The organism is Ruegeria sp. YKSF57 (assembly GCF_059612585.1).
The window spans coordinates 1-17,076 of the sequence record NZ_JBXWQW010000030.1 but is presented as its reverse complement, the minus strand read 5'-3'; the positions used below and the strand labels follow the sequence as shown (position 1 = coordinate 17,076).

Sequence of the window (17,076 nt, the reverse complement as noted above, 5' to 3'; positions counted from 1 at the left end):
TCCGGGGGGCGGCTGGTCGCCTTTGGCGCGCCTGCCGAGGCGTTGTCCCTGGAGACGGTTTCCGAGGTTTTCGGGGTGCGGGCGAGATGGAGCCACAATGGCGAGGGGACGGAGAGGTTCCTGTCCTATCATTTGCCGTGACCGGGGCTGCCGTTAGTGTTTCCTTAACCCGCGTCGTACGCAACCCGTTGCAGCTGTTGCGAAAATTCTTGACTCTGCGACCTTTCTCTCGTATAGGTTGTGTCATGCTAGAAGAAGTGGGCGGCGGCCTCCGGATCTGATCCGGTGGCCGTTTTTCGTTTCTCTCGTGCGGAACAACTCACGCATGAGGTCAGACGCACATATGACGATGATTACCTCGGAAGAGAGGATCGCCCGGACGGCTGATTTGTTGCAGTCGCTCGAAACGTCCATTCGCGGTCTGCGGCAAGCGGCGGAAGACCTGCGCAAGCAGATCGTCACCGGGGAGGAAGCAGATCTTGCTGGCACAGCCAAGCAGCTTGGTCAGGTCGACGGCCTGATCCGGAACTGTCAGAAAGTGGAGACGAGTTTTGTCGAACACCATCACAGACAACAAGGAATTGCCCAGGGGGGCTATGCGCTCGACCTTGAGCAGGCCCGATCTGAGATCGGGTGCAGGCTGGCTCGCCTCCGCCGATGCTGCGGTGCGGGAGAGGTTTCTGAGTGAGATCGGGGAGGGAGGGCTGTGTGCCCTCCCTTTCCTGTTCGAGTTCTGGGCGATGCCGCATCAGTTGCCGCCCGAGGGGGATTGGCGCACATGGGTCATCATGGGCGGGCGCGGCGCGGGCAAGACGCGGGCCGGGGCCGAGTGGGTTCGCTCGATGGTCGAGGGGGCCAAGCCGCTGGACAAGGGCGTGGCGCGGCGTGTGGCGCTGGTGGGCGAGACCCGGGATCAGGTGCGCGAAGTGATGATTTTCGGCGATAGCGGGATCTTGCAGTGTTCACCGCCGGATCGTCGGCCCGCTTGGAAAGCGTCGGAGCGCAAGCTGGTCTGGCCCAACGGGGCCGAGGCGCAGGTATTTTCGGCGCATGATCCGGACAGTTTGAGGGGGCCGCAGTTCGATGCCGCCTGGGTGGACGAGCTGGCCAAGTGGCCGAAGCCGAGCGAGACCTGGGACATGTTGCAATTTGCGTTGCGGCTGGGGGATCAGCCCCAGGCCTGCGTGACCACGACGCCGCGGAACGTGAAGGTTTTGAAGGATTTGCTGGCGGCACCGTCCACGGTGGTGACCCATGCGCCGACCGAGGCGAACCGGGCCAACCTGGCAGCGTCGTTTCTGGAAGAAGTGCGGGCGCGCTATGCGGGGACGCGGCTGGGGCGGCAGGAGCTGGACGGGGTGCTGCTGGCCGATGCCGAGGGCGCGCTGTGGACCGGATCGATGCTGGAGGCGGCGCGGGCGGCGCGTGTGCCGGATCTGGATCGGATTGTTGTGGCGCTGGACCCGGCGGTGAGTGGCGGGGTGGATGCAGATGCCTGCGGGATCGTGGTGGTTGGGGCGCAAGTGCAAGGCCCGCCCGAGGACTGGCGGGCCTTTGTGCTGGATGACCGGACGGTGCAGGGCGTTGGTCCGGCGGGCTGGGCGCGGGCGGCGATAGCCGCGATGGACGAGTTCGGGGCCGAGAGGCTGGTGGCAGAGGTCAATCAGGGCGGGCAGCTGGTGGAAGAGGTCGTGCGGCAGGTCGACCCGCTGGTGCCGTTCCGGGTGGTGCGGGCGTCACGCGGGAAGGTGGCGCGAGCGGAGCCGGTGGCGGCGCTCTACGAGCAGGGGCGGGTGTCCCATGTGGCCGGGCTGGACGCGCTGGAGGAGCAGATGTGCCAGTTGACCACGCGCGGGTTTGAAGGGCAGGGTTCGCCCGACCGGGTTGATGCGCTGGTCTGGGCATTGCACGAGTTGCTGGTGGCACCTGCGGCGCAGTATCGGCGCCCCCGGCTGCGGGTCTTGTGAGGGGAAGAGGTAGGACTTCTGTGGAGGCGCATTGGCGCTAGTCGGGAACACCTGCCTTGCGCAGCCCGTCGATGTAGAAGTTCATCGCCGGTTCCACGAACGGGAGGTGGCCACGAACCGATTTGGAGATCGAGAAATTTGGTGCAATCCGCATCAGCTCGTCCACGGTGTTCGCGGCGTCGTCCGGCAGGTCCATCTGGGCGTAGGTCGGCGCCAGATACATGTAACAGGGACGATACCGGGGCGTGCGGATAACGCAGGTTCTCAGTTCGACCATCGCCTCTTCGTACCGCTTGCTGAAATAGTAGGCCCGACCGAGATACATGTTGTCCCGGGCGGGATAGAACGGATCCAGCCGGATCGCCGTTTGCATAAGGTCAATGGCTTCTTCCGGCCGGTTGGCGAATGTCAGAACGTCGGCCAGGGCTGCGTAGTGAAAGGATCGGTTGGGATTGAGGTCAATCGCCTTTTGCAGCGACAGGATGGCCTCGTTGTGCTTGTTCTGACGCAGGAATACGCGACCGAGCAATTCGTAGGATTGCGACGATCTCGGGTCCAGCTCTACCGCCTTGCGCGCCAGGTCATAGGCCTTGTCGAGCGCTTCGGGTCCTTCCCATTGAAGAATATACGCGCTGTTGTAGGTGTCGCCGAGAACGGCATAGGCGGGTGCATAGTTCGGGTCCAGCGCGATGGCTTTTTCCGCCAGGTCGCGCGCTTCGAGCTTGGCTTCCTTGCCGGGGGTGTCCCAGAGCGCGCGGGCGCGCAGCACGTAGTCGTAGGCGGTCAGGTCGCTTGGCCGCTTTTGGCGCGTCCGGTCGAGGTCTGCCTTGCGCATGTTGACCAGAAGGCTGCCCGCGATTTCGCGGGTGAGGTCGTCCTGAACGTCGAATATACCGGAGACGGGTTCATCATATTGTTTTGCCCAGACATGCGTATCCCTGGAGGCATCTATGAGCTGAGCCGTGATCCGGATCTTGTCGTCGATGCGGCGGATCGACCCTTCGAGAACGTAGCGGACACCAAGATCGGCGGCTATGTCGCGGATATTCGCAGGGCGCGTCTTGTAGGCAGATGTCGAATTGCGGGAGATGACGAACAGGTCTTTCGACTGGGCAAGGTTGCTGGTCAGGTCTTCGGTGAAGCCCTCGGCAAAGTATTCCTGTTCTGCGTCACCTGATAGATTTGCAAAGGGCAAGATGGCGATTGATGGTTTATCGGGGAGTGCCAGCGGTGGTCGGTTTTCGCTGCCCGCCTGGGGGGCGGACTGATTGAAGGTCCACCACCCGGCCATCCCGAAAACAAGAAGAAGGACAATTGCTGCAATTGCCATTGTGCGGCTTGGTTGGAGGCTTTTGGGGGGATTGCCTGTGGCGTCGCCCTTTTGGGGATCGGTAAGAACCCTGTACGCCCGGATCGGTCTTTCGATATTCTTGACCTGAAGCTCGCCCATCGACACATAGCCGACCTTGACGGCAGAGCGCATGTGGTCGTAGGCGGTGCCGGAGATGCAGATGCCGCCCGGTTCGGCCAGCTGTTCCAGTCTGGCCGCCACGTTCACGCCGTCGCCGTAGATATCGTCACCATCGACGATGATGTCTCCCAGGTTGATCCCGACGCGATAGGCGATCCGTCGATCGGGTGCGGTGTCCTGCTCGCGCTGGGGCATGGTGCGCTGGATTTCGACGGCGCATTGGACGGCATCGACAACCGACGGAAACTCGACCAGCAAGCCATCGCCCATTTCCTTGACGATGCGCCCCCGGAATTTGTCGATGGCAGGGTCGATGAGGTTTGAACGATGAGCTTTCTGGCGCTCAAGTGTGCCGATTTCATCGGCTTCCATAAGCCGCGAATAGCCGACCATATCGGCAGCCAGGATAGCGCTCAGGCGGCGTTCCATCGGCTGGACCTCCTCAGTCAAAGACTAGCAAGTTTTCTTTTTCAGACAATGAAAAGTGGTGGTCTTGCGCTTTCGGCGGTCTGGTGCGAGCGAAGGCCGGGATACGTGTTCGGTCGTTCTGGTTGAGGCCGCCGGGCATCCCGGTGTCGGGGATGCCCGGTGGTGTTTTCAGGCGGTAAACATGCGCGCCTGTTCGCGAAGGGTGAATTTCTGGATTTTCCCGGTCGATGTTCTGGGCAGGTCCTGAAAAACGATCCGTTTTGGTGCCTTGAACCCGGCCAGGCTTTGCCGGCAGAAGCCGATCAGCGCTGTTTCTTCGACCGCTGCGTTCGTCTTCAGTTCGACAAAGGCGCAGGGCACTTCGCCCCATTTTTCGTGCGGCATGGCGACGACGGCGGCAACTGCGACGTCGGGGTGACGATAAAGCGCCTCTTCGACTTCGATCGACGAGATGTTCTCGCCGCCCGAGATGATGATATCCTTTGATCTGTCCTTGAGCTGGATATAGCCATCGGGATGCATCACACCCAGATCGCCCGAATGGAACCAGCCACCGGCAAAGGCCTCTTGCGTCGCTTCGGGGTTGCGGAAATAGCCCTTCATCACGACGTTGCCGCGAAACATGACTTCTCCCATGGTCCGGCCATCGCGCGGAACGGGCTGCATGGTGTCGGGATCGACAACGTCGAGCCCTTCGAGCGGCAGGTAGCGCACGCCCTGGCGGGCCTTGAGTGCGGCCTGCTGCGCCGGAGGCAGGGCGGACCAGTCGTGATGCCAGTCGTTGACCACGGCGGGTCCGTAGGTTTCGGTCAGCCCGTAGAGATGGGTGACGTCGAAACCGGCCTCTTTCATGTCTGCCAGAACCGATTCCGGCGGTGGCGCGGCGGCGGTGAAGAACTGCACGGGCCGGTCGAGATCGCGTTTGACGTCGTTCGGGGCTGAAATCAGCAGCGACATCACGATGGGCGCGCCGCACAGGTGGGTGACGCCTTCGTCGGCGAGGGCATTCCAGATCGGTTCGGCCCGGACCTGCCGCAGGCAGACATGGGTGCCGATGATCGCTGACATCGTCCAGGGAAAGCACCAGCCGTTGCAGTGGAACATCGGCAAGGTCCACAGATAGACCGCGTGTTTTGCCATTGATGAGGTCAGCGCGTTGCCTTGCGCCAGCAGATATGCGCCCCGGTGATGCGAGACAACGCCCTTGGGATTGCCTGTGGTGCCGGAGGTGTAGTTGATCGAGATTGCATCCCATTCGTCCTCGGGCATCAGCCATGCGAAATCCGGGTTGCCGCGGGTCAGGAACACCTCGTAATCGGCAACCTCGAATTCGGTCCGCGGGCCGTCATATTCCGGGTCGTCATATTGGATCAGCGTCGGCTTTACCGCGGCAAGCGCAAGCGCCTCCTGCATCAGCGGCATCAGTTCCCGGTCCACGATCACCAGCTTTGACATCGCGTGGTCAAGCTGGAAGGCGATGATGGCGGCGTCCAGCCTTGTGTTGATCGAATGCAGAACCGCCCCGCACATCGGCACACCGTAATGGCATTCCAGCATCGCTGGCGTGTTGAACAGCAGCGCCGACACCGTATCGCCGCGCCCGATCCCGTTCTTGGCCAGGGCAGAGGCCAGCCGGCGCGACCGTGCATAGAACTCGGCATAGCAGCGGCGCAGGGGGCCGTGCACGATCGCCGTATGATCGGGAAAGACGGTTGCGGCGCGTTCCAGAAAGCTGAGCGGTGTCAGGGGCTGGTAATTCGCCGGGTTGCGGTCCAGGCCGGAGTTATAGGGGTTTTTGTCCATCGGTTCAGGCGTCCTGCCATTGGGGCTTGCGTTTCTCGATGAAGGCACCGATGCCTTCCTCGGCGTCACGGGCGAGCATATTGTCGACCATCACCTGCGTGGCATAGTCGTATGCCTTTGCCAGGGGCAGTTCGCGCTGGGCATAGAAGGCCCGTTTGCCGGTGGCCAGCGTCATGCTGGATTTCGAGGCGATCTTGGCGGCCATCTCTGTCGTGGCATCCCGCAGCGCCTCGGGGGGTACCACGCGGTTGATCAGCCCGAATTCGACCGCCCGGGCGGCGGATATCATGTCGCCGGTCAACAGCATTTCCATCGCGTGCTTGCCGGCAACGTTGCGCGACAGCGCGACCATCGGTGTTGAACAGAACAGCCCGATATGTACACCCGGCGTGCTGAATTGCGCGGTATCCGCTGCGATGGCCAGATCGCAGCTGGCGACAAGCTGACATCCGGCCGCCGTGGCGATACCCGCGACCTCGGCAATCACGGGCTTGGGGCTGTTCACGATCGCCTGCATGGTGGCCGAGCACATCGTCATGATTTCGGTGAAATACGCCCGGCCCCGATCCGGGTTCGCGCGTCCGGCGGTCATTTCCCTGAGGTCATGACCGGCGCAGAAGGCGGGCCCGTTCGCGGCGAGGACAATCACCCGAACTTCCGGGTTGGTTCCCGCCTCGGCAAAGGCGGTGCCAAGGGCGAGCAGCATTGCCTCGGACAAAGGATTGCGCCGCGCGCCATCGTCCAGCGTCAGGCGCAGGATGCCCCGGTTGTCCAGATCACGCAGCAACATCGTTCTCTCCTTCACGGAAGTGGATGACATTCGGGGCATGCAGGATGTTCACCTCGACACTGTCGGCCAGCGTGTTGGCGATGAAGCAGTAGCGATGGGCGCGGTCCTGCATCTGCGCCATGTCCGCGTCGCCGACCTGAAAGCCGGTGTCGAACCGCACCACCGGATGCAGGTCGATGCGTGTCACCGACATCTGGCCGCGCGCGTTCTTGCCCAGATGCGCAACGGCGTGATCGTGATAGCTGGCCACCGGCCAGCCTGCCTTGGCGGCCAACGCGAGAAAGGTCATCATGTGGCAGCTTGACAGGGCCGAGGCCAGCGCCTGTTCAGGGTTGGTGTTGGCGGGATCGCCGCCCCAATCCGGGGCGGCGTCCACCTGGACGTCATACTGGTTATTGTATTGCACCACATGTTCTGCGGAATAGGCCCCCGGCTTGAACTCGGGGGTCGTGCGGTGCCAGTGCAGCTGGATCGAAAGGTCCGACATTTTTTGAACTCCCGGGCCTATCCGTTACGCGGCGGCGAGTGATTTCTTGGGGTCGTAGAACGGGATATCCACTATGATGGCGCGGGTCGGCCCCGAGGTCGCGATCACCTCGACCTCTGTGCCAATCACCGCGGCATCGACGGACACCATCGCCAGGGCGATGTTCTGCTTGAGGCGCGGTGAGTAGACGGCCGAGGTCACCTTGCCGATGCTTTCGCCCCCCGCGTTGATCGCCCAGAAGGTCGTGTTCGGCCCTTTCAGCGGCGCGCCGTCGATGACCAGCCCCACCTGTTTGCGGCTGACACCCGTTTCCTTGAAGCGGCGCAGCGCGGCCTTGCCGATGAATTCGGCCTCGATGTCGAGGTTCACAAGGCGGTCGAAGCCCAGCTCGAACGGGTTGGTGTGGATGTCGGCATCGGCGTGATAGGACAGCATGCCGCCCTCGATCCGGCGGATGGACGAGGTGTGCCCGGGTTTGAGACCAAAGGGCATGCCTGCCGCCATGATCCGCTCCCACAGGGCATCGCCAAAGGTGCTGTCGCGCAGGTAAAGCTCGTAGCCCAGTTCGCTGGACCAGCCGGTGCGCGATACGATCAACGGAATACCGTCGAGTTCGACTTCGCGCAGCCAATAGTATTTCAGGTCCATGATGGTGTCGCCAAAGAGCGTGCGCATTATCTCGCCCGATTTCGGGCCCTGCAGCTGCAGCGGCGACACGTCGGGTTCGCAAATCCTGACGTCCAGGCCGGAATGCACCGCCACGCCCTGCGCCCATAGCAGGATGTCGCTGTCGGCGAGCGAAATCCAGAAGTGGTTTTCCGCAAGGCGCAGCAGGATCGGGTCGTTCAGGATGCCGCCGTCGGCGTTGGTGATCAGCACGTATTTGCACTGGCCCACGGCCATTTTCGACAGATCGCGCGGGGTCAGCATCTGCACGAAGCGCGCGGCATCAGGACCGGTGATTTCGACCTGACGTTCGACCGCCACGTCACAGAGGATCGCGTCGTTGACGAGGTTCCAGAAGTTCTGTTCCGGGTCGCCGAAATCGCGCGGGATATACATGTGGTTGTAAACCGAGAACCCCTTTGCGCCCCAGCGAACGGTTGCGTGGAAATAGGGGGATTTCCGGATCTGCGTGCCGAAACCGAAATCGTCTGATTGCGTCATGTCTTTCACCCTTTTTCACCACCGGCCAATCTGCGGTGGATGATTTGAACTGGGCGAGTGATTAGCGTGGGATGGCGCGCGGTTGCGGTCTGAAAACGAGGCCCGGAAAGGCCAAACAGGCTTTTTATCCGGCGTGGGAAAGACCGTTCAGTCTGTGACCTTTGGCCGGGCGATGCCGGCCGCCAGTTCCGCAAGATTCGGCTGTGCGGATTTGACCTTGCGCGTGACGATATAGGTCATGTACCGACCGATTCCCAGCTCTTCGGCAAGCAGGGTTTCCATCAGGTCCTGAAAGCGGGCGAGCGACGGGGTGACGATTTTGAGCACATAATCCATGCCGCCGCCGGTCGCAACGCATTCCGTGACCTCGTCGAGTTTCTTGATGCATTCCTCAAACCGGTTGAAATCGGCCTTGCGGTGCTGCGTCAGCGAGACGGTCACGATGACCTGGGTGTAGTCGACGATGCGCTCAAGCGCGATATCGGCGTGGTACCCCCGGACATACCCGGCCGCTTTCAGCTTGGTCAAACGGTCCCAGCACGGTGTCGGGGACAGGTTCACGAGCTCGGCCAGCTTGGTTTTGCTTAGCTGGCCATGGCTCTGAATTGCGCTGAGAATGCGAATATCGGTCGCATCCAGGCCAAGCTTTTTCATTCGTTCGGAACCCTCTTTGGATCGTGCCGCAATATTTATCACCAATTTCGCGGGCGCAACTTATTCCTTTTGGAAGTTTCATTTTCCGGATGGTTCTGCCGGTCCTGGTCCGCTGGTTGCCATCGGCTCGAACGCCGACAACACGTGTGTGTTCAAGGCTTCGTTGATGACAGGGTATTTCAGCATCCGGTCGCGCAGGCGCGATTACAGCAGGTCGCCCATGCGCACTTTTATTTGTGCGGATCAAATCGGGACAGGTATCCCGGCGGTTCGAAATGCGTTCGGTTCAGGCGGGGCTGACCGCGTGCAGGCGCCATTTGTCGGGGACGCCTTTCAGTTCATGTTCGCCGCAGTCCTGAAAGCGGAACGGCGCGCCAAGCATGAGCTGGCGGGTGAGATCGGAGGCGAGGACCTGGCCGCCTTGCGCCCGGTCCATCACCCTTGCGGCCACGACCACGCCCAGACCGCTGATGTCGTCGCCGCGAATGACGATCTCGCCCGTATGGGCGCCAAAGCGGGTTCTGAGATCGATCGCCGACAGGGCGTCGCGCACCGAGTTGGCGCAGGTCAGGGCGTTGGTGGGAGAGCCGAACGTCGCCAGCACGCCGTCGCCGGTGAACTTCACCAGATGGCCGCCGTGGCGGGCAATCTGCGACGAGCAGATGCTGTCGTGGCGGTTCATCAGGTCGCGCCAGCCTTCGTCGCCGATACTGGCCTGTTGCGAGGTCGAGTCCACCAGATCGGAGAACAGGACGGTGGCAAGCGTACGCGTGGGTTGCAGCGTCACCGGTGCTGCGCCGGTGACGAATTCGACGATTGCCGAGGCATAGCGGTCGACGTCGCCTTCCCACGGTACATGTTCGTGGCCCGGCACGGTTCGGTATTCGGTCGCGGGCATCAGGCGCAGGAAATCCTGAGCGCAGTCGCGGCCGTTGGGTTCTTCGGTATCGCGGTGAATGACCAGCGTGGGTTGTGAGATGGAGGGCAGCAATTCCCGGATGTCGATATGGGCGGCAAGTTCGAACAGGTTGGCGACGGTGATGGGGGTGGCGCTCATTCTTTGGAAATGCGCCCAGGCTTCCTGACCTTCGGCGTCATCCCTGGCGGGGCCGAAATCGGAAAAGGGATGCGGTTTGTTGGGCTTTCCCCAGTTCTCGTGGAATTGCTTCAGCGCCTGTTCAAGGCTTTCCTGATCCAGATAGCCGCGGGTCAGGCGGCCCTGCGCATAGCCGCCGCACAGGGCGAGCCGTTCGACCCGCTCGGGGCGCATGGCCGCGTAGACGCAGGCAAGCGCGGCACCCTCGGAAAAGCCGATGACAGTGGCCGAGGCCATGTCGGCGGCATCCATCACCGCCTCGATATCCATCGTGCGCTCTTCCAGCGTGGGCGTGCCCTGGATGCGGTCGGACATGCCATTGCCGCGCTTGTCGAAGGTGGCCAGCCGCCCGATGGAGCTGAGGGCGTTCATCCATTGCAGATAACCGGGGTTTTCCAGCGACGCCTCGAGATGTGAAATCATTCCCGGCACCAGCACGAGGTTGCGCGGCCCGTTACCCCAGACCTGATAGGCGATGGACAACCCCTCGCTTTCGGTAAAGCTGGTTTCGACGTTGACGGTCATGTTTCCCCCACAATCGCAGGCTGGTTGCTCTTCCGAATTGGATCCGGGATGAGGCCGGTGCATGTTCATCATGAGCGGTGATGGGGATTTTGGTCAATGTTTGGTTTGGGGATGTATCTGGGTGTGAAGGATCAAACGGCAAGGCTCTCCCGACCGGGTGGATACATCCTGATGCCTGCGAGTATTACTTTGGAATAAATTCAAGGTAGCCGAGATTGCCCGCTACGAAGAGATACCCTAGGAATAAACCTAGTGCGATGGCCCAGTGGATGAGTGTTTTAAGGCGCTTTCCCTCTTTTGGGAACCAACGAAACTTTCTTAACCATCCGATGATAATATCCATGAACATAAGAACAAACATCATATGCCGAAAGAATAGGTAGATGAAAAAGACTGCGAGTATCACACCCGCAATCGTGTTCGTTGGAATGATCTCCCACTCACTGCGGTTACTTGAAGCCGTTAAAGTTGTTTCCATTGGCCTGCCTTTCAACTTTTCCAAAGTTGCTACACGCCGCATGGTCTGGGTTCAATACCAATGGGTAATGATGGAAGAGGATGTAATGGTGGCTAATTCCATCCCGTTGCCCAACCCCCGTACGCCCCTTTTCCAAGACCTAAACCTCTGCCCGTCATAACTCCTTTCAACAAGCCGGGCAGTGCGGCGGCAGAAAGGAGCATCAACTGATGGTATTCGATTTCTTGCGTCGTGGATCGGCTGGGAAAGCGCCCGAGGCGAAGGCGAGCGCGACGGGGCCTGTGGTGGCGTGGCAGACCGGCGGGCGCGTGGCGTGGAGCCCGCGCGACACCGTCTCGCTGACGCGGACGGGGTTTTCCGGCAACCCGGTGGGGTTTCGGTCGGTCAAGCTGATCGCTGAATCGGCGGCAGCGCTGCCGCTGGTGCTGCAGGATCAGGCGCAGCGTTATGAGACGCATCCGATTCTGGCCCTGATGCGGCGTCCGAATGCGGCGCAGGGGCGGGCGGAGATGATGGAGGCCCTGTTCGGGCAATTGCTGTTGTCGGGAAACGCCTATGTCGAGGCGGTACAGACCGAGGACGGGTTGCCGGTTGAGCTGCATATTCTGCGTTCCGACCGGATGAGCGTGGTGCCGGGGGCGGATGGGTGGCCCAGGGCGTATGATTACAGCGTGGGCGGCAAGACGCACCGGTTCGCGGCAGATGTCATCTGTCACATCAAGGCGTTTCATCCGCAGGATGATCATTACGGGTTTTCGCCGTTGCAGGCGGCGGCGATGGCGATTGATGTGCATAACAGCGCCTCGCGCTGGTCGAAATCGCTGCTGGACAATGCGGCGCGGCCTTCGGGGGCGCTGGTCTGGAAAGGGGGCGATGGTCACGGCGTGATGGCCGAGGATCAGTTCCGCCGTCTTTCAGATGAAATCGAGCAGAACTATCGCGGGGCGCGCAATGCTGGCCGCCCGATGGTTCTGGAAGGGGGCCTGGATTGGAAGCCGATGGGCTTTTCCCCCTCGGACATGGAGTTTCAGAAGACCAAGGAAGCCGCCGCCCGCGAGATCGCGCTGGCCTTTGGGGTCCCGCCGATGCTGCTGGGGATACAGGGCGACGCGACCTATTCGAACTATCAGGAGGCCAACCGGGCGTTTTACCGCCTGACCGTGCTGCCCCTGGTGACGCGGGTGGCGGCGGCGGTGTCGGAGTGGCTGTCGGGCTTTACCGGCGAGGATCTGATGCTGAAGCCCGATCTGGATCAGGTGCCCGCACTGGCCGCCGAGCGCGATGCGCAATGGGCGCGCGTGAGCAGCGCCGATTTTCTGACCGACGCGGAAAAGCGGTCTTTGCTGGGACTGCCGCTGTTGGTGGAGGATGCGGATGGCTGAGGGATATTCGCCATTCGACTGCGCGCCGGGCTTGCGGCTGGCGGCGCATGAAAGGGTCGCGGCGATCCAGCACGAGCATCTGTGTCGCAGGCTGGACCGGATCGAAGAGATGATGGAGCGGCTGGAAAAGCGGCTGTGGCTGACTGTTTACGGCGTGGCGGCGGTGATCCTGGCGCAGGCGGTACAATCATTTCTGGTGGCAGCGCCATGAAATCAGAGACTTACGAGGAGGTGTTCATGGAATTGGAACACAAATTCGCGCGGTTCGGCGAAGGGTTGTCGGTGACCGGAGATGCGGTGATCGAGGGCTATGCCAGCTTGTTCGGGCAGGTGGATCAAGGCGGCGATGTGGTGCAGAAGGGCGCCTATTGCGCCTCGCTTGCGGCGTTGGCGGCGGCGGGCCGGCGGGTCAAGATGCTGTGGCAGCACGACCCCGCGCAACCGATCGGCGTCTGGGACGAGGTGCGCGAGGATGCGCAGGGACTGCGGGTCAAGGGGCGGCTGCTGGAGAGCACACAGAAGGGACGCGAGACAGCGGAACTGATCCGTGCGGGCGCAATCGACGGCCTGTCGATCGGCTTTCGAACCAAGCGGGCCGCGAAAGATGACAAGGGTCAGCGGCTTTTGACCGAGCTGGAGCTGTGGGAGGTGTCGCTGGTGACCTTTCCGATGTTGCCCAGCGCGCGGGTTGCCGCCAAGGGAGCGGACCCCGAGGCCGGGGATACCTGGCGCGAGATTGCCGAGGTGTTCCGTGATGCCCGGCTGGAGCTGGCGCGACCCTAGCGCCGTAAGACCACCCCCAGAAAAGGAAGTGCTGATGAGCAAGACCGAAACCCCGGCCTTGGCCGGAGAGGGTGTGCCCCTGGTTCAGGAGGTGAAGCGGTCAATGGCTGGCTTCGTGAGTGAATTCAAGGGGCTGAAGGCTGAAGTTCAAACGAGATTGCAACAGACAGAAGAGCGACTGACCATGCTGGATCGAAAAACAAACAAGGCGGCGCGCCCGCATTTGGCGGCCTTTGGCGACGAAGGAGCGCCACATCAAAAAGCCTTTGACGCCTATGTGCGGTCGGGCGACGATGACGGGCTGCGCGGCCTTGAGATGGAGGCGAAATCTCTGTCCACCGCCGTTAACAGCGATGGTGGTTATCTGATCGATCCGCAAACCGCCGAGATCATCAAGTCGGTGCTGAAATCCACCGCCTCGATCCGGTCGATCGCGTCGGTGGTGAATGTCGAGGCGAATTCGTTCGACGTGCTGATCGATCACACCGATCTGGGTGCGGGTTGGGCCGATGAAAGCGCGGTCACCTCCGAGACCGGGACGCCGTCGATCGAACGCATCTCGATCCCGCTGAACGAACTGAGTGCGCTGCCCAAGGCGTCGCAGCGTTTGCTGGATGACAGCGCGTTCGATGTCGAGGGTTGGCTGGCGGGGCGGATTGCCGACAAGTTCGCCCGGGCCGAGGCGTCGGCCTTTATCAATGGGGATGGCGCGGACAAGCCCACGGGCATCCTGAACCATCCGGCGGTCGACAATGACGTCTGGGCCTGGGGCAACATTGGTTATGTGCCGACCGGGATCGCGGGCGGTGTCGACGCCGATGCGATTGTCGACGTGGTTTATGCGCTGGGTGCGCAATACCGGGTCAATGGTACATTCGTGATGAACTCCAAAACCGCGGGCCTGATCCGCAAGCTGAAGGATGCCGATGGCCGATTCCTGTGGTCGGATGGTCTGGCCGCGGGCGAACCTGCGCGTCTGATGGGGTATCCGGTGCTGATCGCCGAGGATATGCCGGATGCGGGCCCTGACAGCTTTTCGATCGCCTTCGGTGATTTTCAGGCAGGCTACACCATTGCCGAACGCCCTGATCTGCGCGTGCTGCGCGATCCGTTCAGCGCCAAGCCGCATGTGCTGTTTTACGCGACCAAACGCGTCGGCGGCGATGTAAGCGACTTTGCCGCGATCAAGCTGGTGAAATTCGGCGCCGCGTAACCGCGTCGAAGCCGGGGCGGGGTGACCTGCCTCGGGTGGCGGGCGCGGGCCGGGGTGAGATCCCTCGCGTTGTCTAGCTGCTCCCCTCCGTCCGAGCAACGTGGGGCGGCGCGTGCCCGTCATTTTCCTGACTGAGGCCCCGGTGGGGTCCGAGATTGCGGAGTGAATGGATGATGTTGATCGAAGAAACCGCCATCGCGGATGCGGCGCTGCCGGTGGATCAGTTCAAGGCGCATCTGCGGCTGGGCACCGGGTTTGCCGAGGGCGACGTGCAGGACGAGGTGCTGAAAGGTTTTCTGCGTGCGGCCATTGCCGCAATTGAGGCACGCACCGGCAAGGTGCTGATCGCGCGCCAGTTTTCCTGGACGCTGACCGGCTGGCGGGATCGGAACCGCGAAGTATTGCCAACCGCGCCGGTGCAATCGGTCGAAGCGGTGGTGCTGATCGATGCGGCGGGTGTCGAGACGGTGGTGGACGCCGCACGGTACCGTTTGGTGCAGGACACTCAGAGGCCGCTATTGTGCCCGGTGGGGGCGTATCTGCCCGTTGTCGCAACCGGAGGGTCGGTCCGGATCACCTTTACCGCCGGGATGGCCCCGGATTGGGGTGAACTGCCTGCCGATCTGGTGCAGGCGATACTGATGCTGGCGGCGCATTACTATGAATACCGCCATGAGACCGCGTTGGGTGACGGGTGCATGCCCTTTGGGGTCACCAGCCTGATCCAGCGCTATCGCATGGTCCGGTTTGGCGCGGGGGTGCTGCAATGAGGCTGCCGCATCTGAACCGAAGGCTGGTGTTGGAGGCGCCGCTGCGCAGCCCGGATGGCGCGGGCGGGTTTACGGAGCGCTGGATCGCGCAGGGCACGGTCTGGGCCGAGGTGACTGCCCGCACCGGGGCCGAACGCCCGGTGGGTGGGGCCGCGATATCGCGCGTCGGCTACCGCATCGTGGTGCGGGCCGCGCCGCAGGGGTCAAGCATGCGACCGGCGCCCGACCAGCGGTTCCGCGATGGCGCGCGGTTGTTCGTGATCCGGGCGGTGGCCGAACATGACGCGCAGGGGCGTTTTCTGAATTGTTTCGTAGATGAGGAGGTGGCGGCATGAGTTATGGAATGGCAGCCCCGCTGCAGGCGGCGGTGTATCAGCATCTGCTGGCGGACGTGGGCGTTGCGGCATTGGTTGGAAGCGCGATCTTCGACGTGGTGCCGTCGGGGACGGTGCCCGAGACCTATGTGACGCTGGGACCGGAAGAGGTGCGCGAGGCGTCGGACAAATCCGGCGCGGGAGCGCTGCACCGCCTGACGATTTCGGTGGTGTCCGAGGCATCTGGATTTGCAACGGGCAAGGCTGTGGCCGGGGCAATCTGCGATGCGCTTGAGGCGCCGCCGCTGAGCCTGAGCCGGGGGCGGCTGGTGGGACTGTGGTTCGAAAAGGCCTCGGCCCGGCGCACCGGAACGGGTGGCGCGATGCGCCAGATCGATCTGAGATTCCGCGCCCGCGTGGAAGACAACTGAGCAATCAAACTTTTGGAGAGAGCATATGGGTGCCCAGAACGGAAAAGACCTGTTGGTCAAGGTGGACATGAACGGCACGGGCCTGTTCGAGACGATTGCGGGGCTGCGTGCCACGCGGATTAGCTTCAACGCGGAAAGCGTGGATGTGACCAGCCTGGAAAGCCAGGGTGGCTGGCGTGAATTGCTGTCGGGAGCGGGGGTGAAGTCTGCCGCGATCTCGGGCTCGGGCGTGTTCAGGGATGCCGGCACGGACGAGCGCGCGCGGCAATTGTTCTTTGACGGCGAGATACCTGCCTTTCAGGTGATCATACCCGATTTCGGCATTGTCGAGGGACCGTTCCAGGTGACCGGGATCGAGTATGCGGGTTCGCACAATGGCGAGGCGACATACGAGATGAGCCTGGCAAGTGCCGGGGCGCTGACCTTTACGGCGCTGTAACGCGATGGCCAATCCGTGGACGGGTGAGGTGGCATTGACCATCGACGGGCAGCGGCGGGTGCTGAAGCTGACGCTGGGCGCTTTGGCCGAGTTGGAGCAGGCGCTTGAGGCCGGATCGCTGGTGGATCTGGTGCAGCGGTTCGAAGGCGGCAGTTATTCCAGCCGCGACGTGCTGGCGCTGGTGGTTGCCGGATTGCGCGGCGGCGGTGCGGATGTGAGCCGCACCGACCTGCTGCGGGCCGAGATCGAGGGCGGACCGATGGCGGCGGCGAGGGTTGCGGCTGAGTTGCTGGCGCGGGCCTTCATGCTGCCGGGCGAGGCATGAGCCGGTTCGACTGGTCCGCGCTGATGCGGGCCGGGCTTTCGGGCCTGCGGCTGACGCCGGAGCAGTTCTGGCGTCTGACCCCGGCTGAGTTGCGGCTGATGCTGGGGCAGGGTGCGGGGCAGTCGCCGATGAGCCGCAAGGGTCTGGAGGCGCTGTTGGCGGCCTTTCCGGACAAGACACAAGGAGTAAGCGATGACGGAGAGTGACGGGTTCGACGATCTGGAAACGCGCAGCGAGGCGCTGGGAGATGCGCTGGGCGACGCGGCGGCCATGGCCGCAGGGTTCGACAGCGAGCTGCAGCGCGTGCGTTCGGCGCTGGCGGAAACGGGCAAGGATGTGGCGACGCTGGAACGGGGATTGTCCAAGGGGCTGCGGCGGGCGTTCGATGGCGTGGTGTTTGACGGGATGAAGCTGTCGGACGCGCTGGAAACGGTGGCGCAGTCGATGATCCAGACCACCTATTCGGCCGCGATCAAGCCGGTGACGGATCATTTCGGCGGCTTGCTGGCCTCGGGTGTGAACAGTCTGGTCGAGGGCATTCTGCCCTTTGCC

21 protein-coding genes are annotated in these 17,076 nt (G+C 62.5%); 13 read left to right on the top strand and 8 right to left on the bottom strand.

Annotated elements, in window-relative coordinates; all coding sequences use genetic code 11:
* Positions 1-343: 343 nt before the first annotated feature.
* Entirely contained in the window at positions 344-688 is a 345-nt protein-coding gene (locus AC2FLX_RS13855) for a hypothetical protein (RefSeq protein WP_496810690.1), read from the top strand.
* A complete protein-coding gene (locus tag AC2FLX_RS13850) occupies positions 597-1,967 on the top strand; it encodes a DNA-packaging protein (protein WP_496810691.1) in 1,371 nt (456 codons plus the stop codon). Before AC2FLX_RS13855 ends, AC2FLX_RS13850 begins: the two co-directional genes overlap by 92 nt.
* Before the next feature lie 37 nt (positions 1,968-2,004).
* Here the strand turns inward: AC2FLX_RS13850 and AC2FLX_RS13845 are convergent, their stop codons facing one another.
* From AC2FLX_RS13845 to AC2FLX_RS13810, 8 genes are all read right to left on the bottom strand, one after another.
* Positions 2,005-3,867 carry an adenylate/guanylate cyclase domain-containing protein gene (locus tag AC2FLX_RS13845; RefSeq protein WP_496810692.1) on the bottom strand — a complete coding sequence of 621 codons (1,863 nt, stop codon included), beginning with the start codon at positions 3,865-3,867 and terminating at the stop codon, positions 2,005-2,007.
* 168 nt (positions 3,868-4,035) lie between these two features.
* On the bottom strand, positions 4,036-5,670 hold the full coding sequence (locus AC2FLX_RS13840; RefSeq protein WP_496810693.1) for an acyl-CoA synthetase: 1,635 nt from the start codon (positions 5,668-5,670) through the stop codon (positions 4,036-4,038).
* A gap of 4 nt (positions 5,671-5,674) precedes the next feature.
* Positions 5,675-6,460, bottom strand: a complete 786-nt coding sequence (locus AC2FLX_RS13835) for an enoyl-CoA hydratase (RefSeq protein ID WP_496810694.1) — start codon at positions 6,458-6,460, stop codon at positions 5,675-5,677.
* Positions 6,447-6,947, bottom strand: a complete 501-nt coding sequence (locus AC2FLX_RS13830) for an OsmC family protein (RefSeq protein WP_496810695.1) — start codon at positions 6,945-6,947, stop codon at positions 6,447-6,449. Before AC2FLX_RS13830 ends, AC2FLX_RS13835 begins: the two co-directional genes overlap by 14 nt.
* 24 nt (positions 6,948-6,971) lie before the next feature.
* Positions 6,972-8,114 carry a glycine cleavage T C-terminal barrel domain-containing protein gene (locus AC2FLX_RS13825; RefSeq protein ID WP_496810696.1) on the bottom strand — a complete coding sequence of 381 codons (1,143 nt, stop codon included), beginning with the start codon at positions 8,112-8,114 and terminating at the stop codon, positions 6,972-6,974.
* A 147-nt stretch (positions 8,115-8,261) separates the two neighbouring features.
* A complete protein-coding gene (locus AC2FLX_RS13820) occupies positions 8,262-8,768 on the bottom strand; it encodes an Lrp/AsnC family transcriptional regulator (protein WP_496810697.1) in 507 nt (168 codons plus the stop codon).
* A 286-nt stretch (positions 8,769-9,054) separates the two neighbouring features.
* Positions 9,055-10,389 carry an adenylate/guanylate cyclase domain-containing protein gene (locus AC2FLX_RS13815; protein WP_480748306.1) on the bottom strand — a complete coding sequence of 445 codons (1,335 nt, stop codon included), beginning with the start codon at positions 10,387-10,389 and terminating at the stop codon, positions 9,055-9,057.
* Positions 10,390-10,573: 184 nt separating this feature from the next.
* On the bottom strand, positions 10,574-10,909 hold the full coding sequence (locus AC2FLX_RS13810; protein ID WP_496810698.1) for a hypothetical protein: 336 nt from the start codon (positions 10,907-10,909) through the stop codon (positions 10,574-10,576).
* A gap of 167 nt (positions 10,910-11,076) precedes the next feature.
* Here AC2FLX_RS13810 and AC2FLX_RS13805 point away from each other — a divergent pair, with 167 nt between their 5' ends.
* The 11 genes from AC2FLX_RS13805 to AC2FLX_RS13755 all read left to right on the top strand — a co-directional run.
* The gene (locus tag AC2FLX_RS13805; RefSeq protein ID WP_496810699.1) at positions 11,077-12,249 is read left to right on the top strand and encodes a phage portal protein; all 1,173 of its coding nucleotides are present in this window, start codon (positions 11,077-11,079) and stop codon (positions 12,247-12,249) included.
* Positions 12,242-12,460 carry a GTA head formation protein, RCAP_rcc01685 family gene (locus AC2FLX_RS13800; protein WP_480748309.1) on the top strand — a complete coding sequence of 73 codons (219 nt, stop codon included), beginning with the start codon at positions 12,242-12,244 and terminating at the stop codon, positions 12,458-12,460. Before AC2FLX_RS13805 ends, AC2FLX_RS13800 begins: the two co-directional genes overlap by 8 nt.
* A 26-nt stretch (positions 12,461-12,486) precedes the next feature.
* Positions 12,487-13,032 (top strand): HK97 family phage prohead protease, encoded by a 546-nt coding sequence (locus AC2FLX_RS13795; RefSeq protein WP_496810700.1) that lies wholly within the window; start codon positions 12,487-12,489, stop codon positions 13,030-13,032.
* 34 nt (positions 13,033-13,066) lie between these two features.
* Entirely contained in the window at positions 13,067-14,245 is a 1,179-nt protein-coding gene (locus tag AC2FLX_RS13790; protein ID WP_496875448.1) for a phage major capsid protein, read from the top strand.
* Between the two features lie 170 nt (positions 14,246-14,415).
* Complete coding sequence (locus AC2FLX_RS13785) at positions 14,416-15,015, top strand: head-tail connector protein (RefSeq protein ID WP_480748312.1); 600 nt, start codon at positions 14,416-14,418, stop codon at positions 15,013-15,015.
* Entirely contained in the window at positions 15,012-15,350 is a 339-nt protein-coding gene (locus AC2FLX_RS13780) for a head-tail adaptor protein (protein WP_480748313.1), read from the top strand. The genes AC2FLX_RS13785 and AC2FLX_RS13780 overlap by 4 nt, the downstream gene beginning before the upstream one ends.
* Positions 15,347-15,760: a DUF3168 domain-containing protein gene (locus AC2FLX_RS13775; protein ID WP_480748314.1), complete on the top strand. Its 414-nt coding sequence runs from the start codon at positions 15,347-15,349 to the stop codon at positions 15,758-15,760. The genes AC2FLX_RS13780 and AC2FLX_RS13775 overlap by 4 nt, the downstream gene beginning before the upstream one ends.
* A 25-nt stretch (positions 15,761-15,785) precedes the next feature.
* The gene (locus tag AC2FLX_RS13770) at positions 15,786-16,199 is read left to right on the top strand and encodes a phage major tail protein, TP901-1 family (protein ID WP_480748315.1); all 414 of its coding nucleotides are present in this window, start codon (positions 15,786-15,788) and stop codon (positions 16,197-16,199) included.
* Positions 16,200-16,203: 4 nt separating this feature from the next.
* A complete protein-coding gene (locus AC2FLX_RS13765; RefSeq protein WP_480748316.1) occupies positions 16,204-16,524 on the top strand; it encodes a gene transfer agent family protein in 321 nt (106 codons plus the stop codon).
* Positions 16,521-16,730, top strand: a complete 210-nt coding sequence (locus tag AC2FLX_RS13760; protein ID WP_496809671.1) for a rcc01693 family protein — start codon at positions 16,521-16,523, stop codon at positions 16,728-16,730. The genes AC2FLX_RS13765 and AC2FLX_RS13760 overlap by 4 nt, the downstream gene beginning before the upstream one ends.
* The coding region (locus AC2FLX_RS13755; protein ID WP_496875447.1) for a phage tail tape measure protein at positions 16,717-17,076 on the top strand (360 nt) is incomplete at its 3' end. The genes AC2FLX_RS13760 and AC2FLX_RS13755, both read left to right, overlap by 14 nt.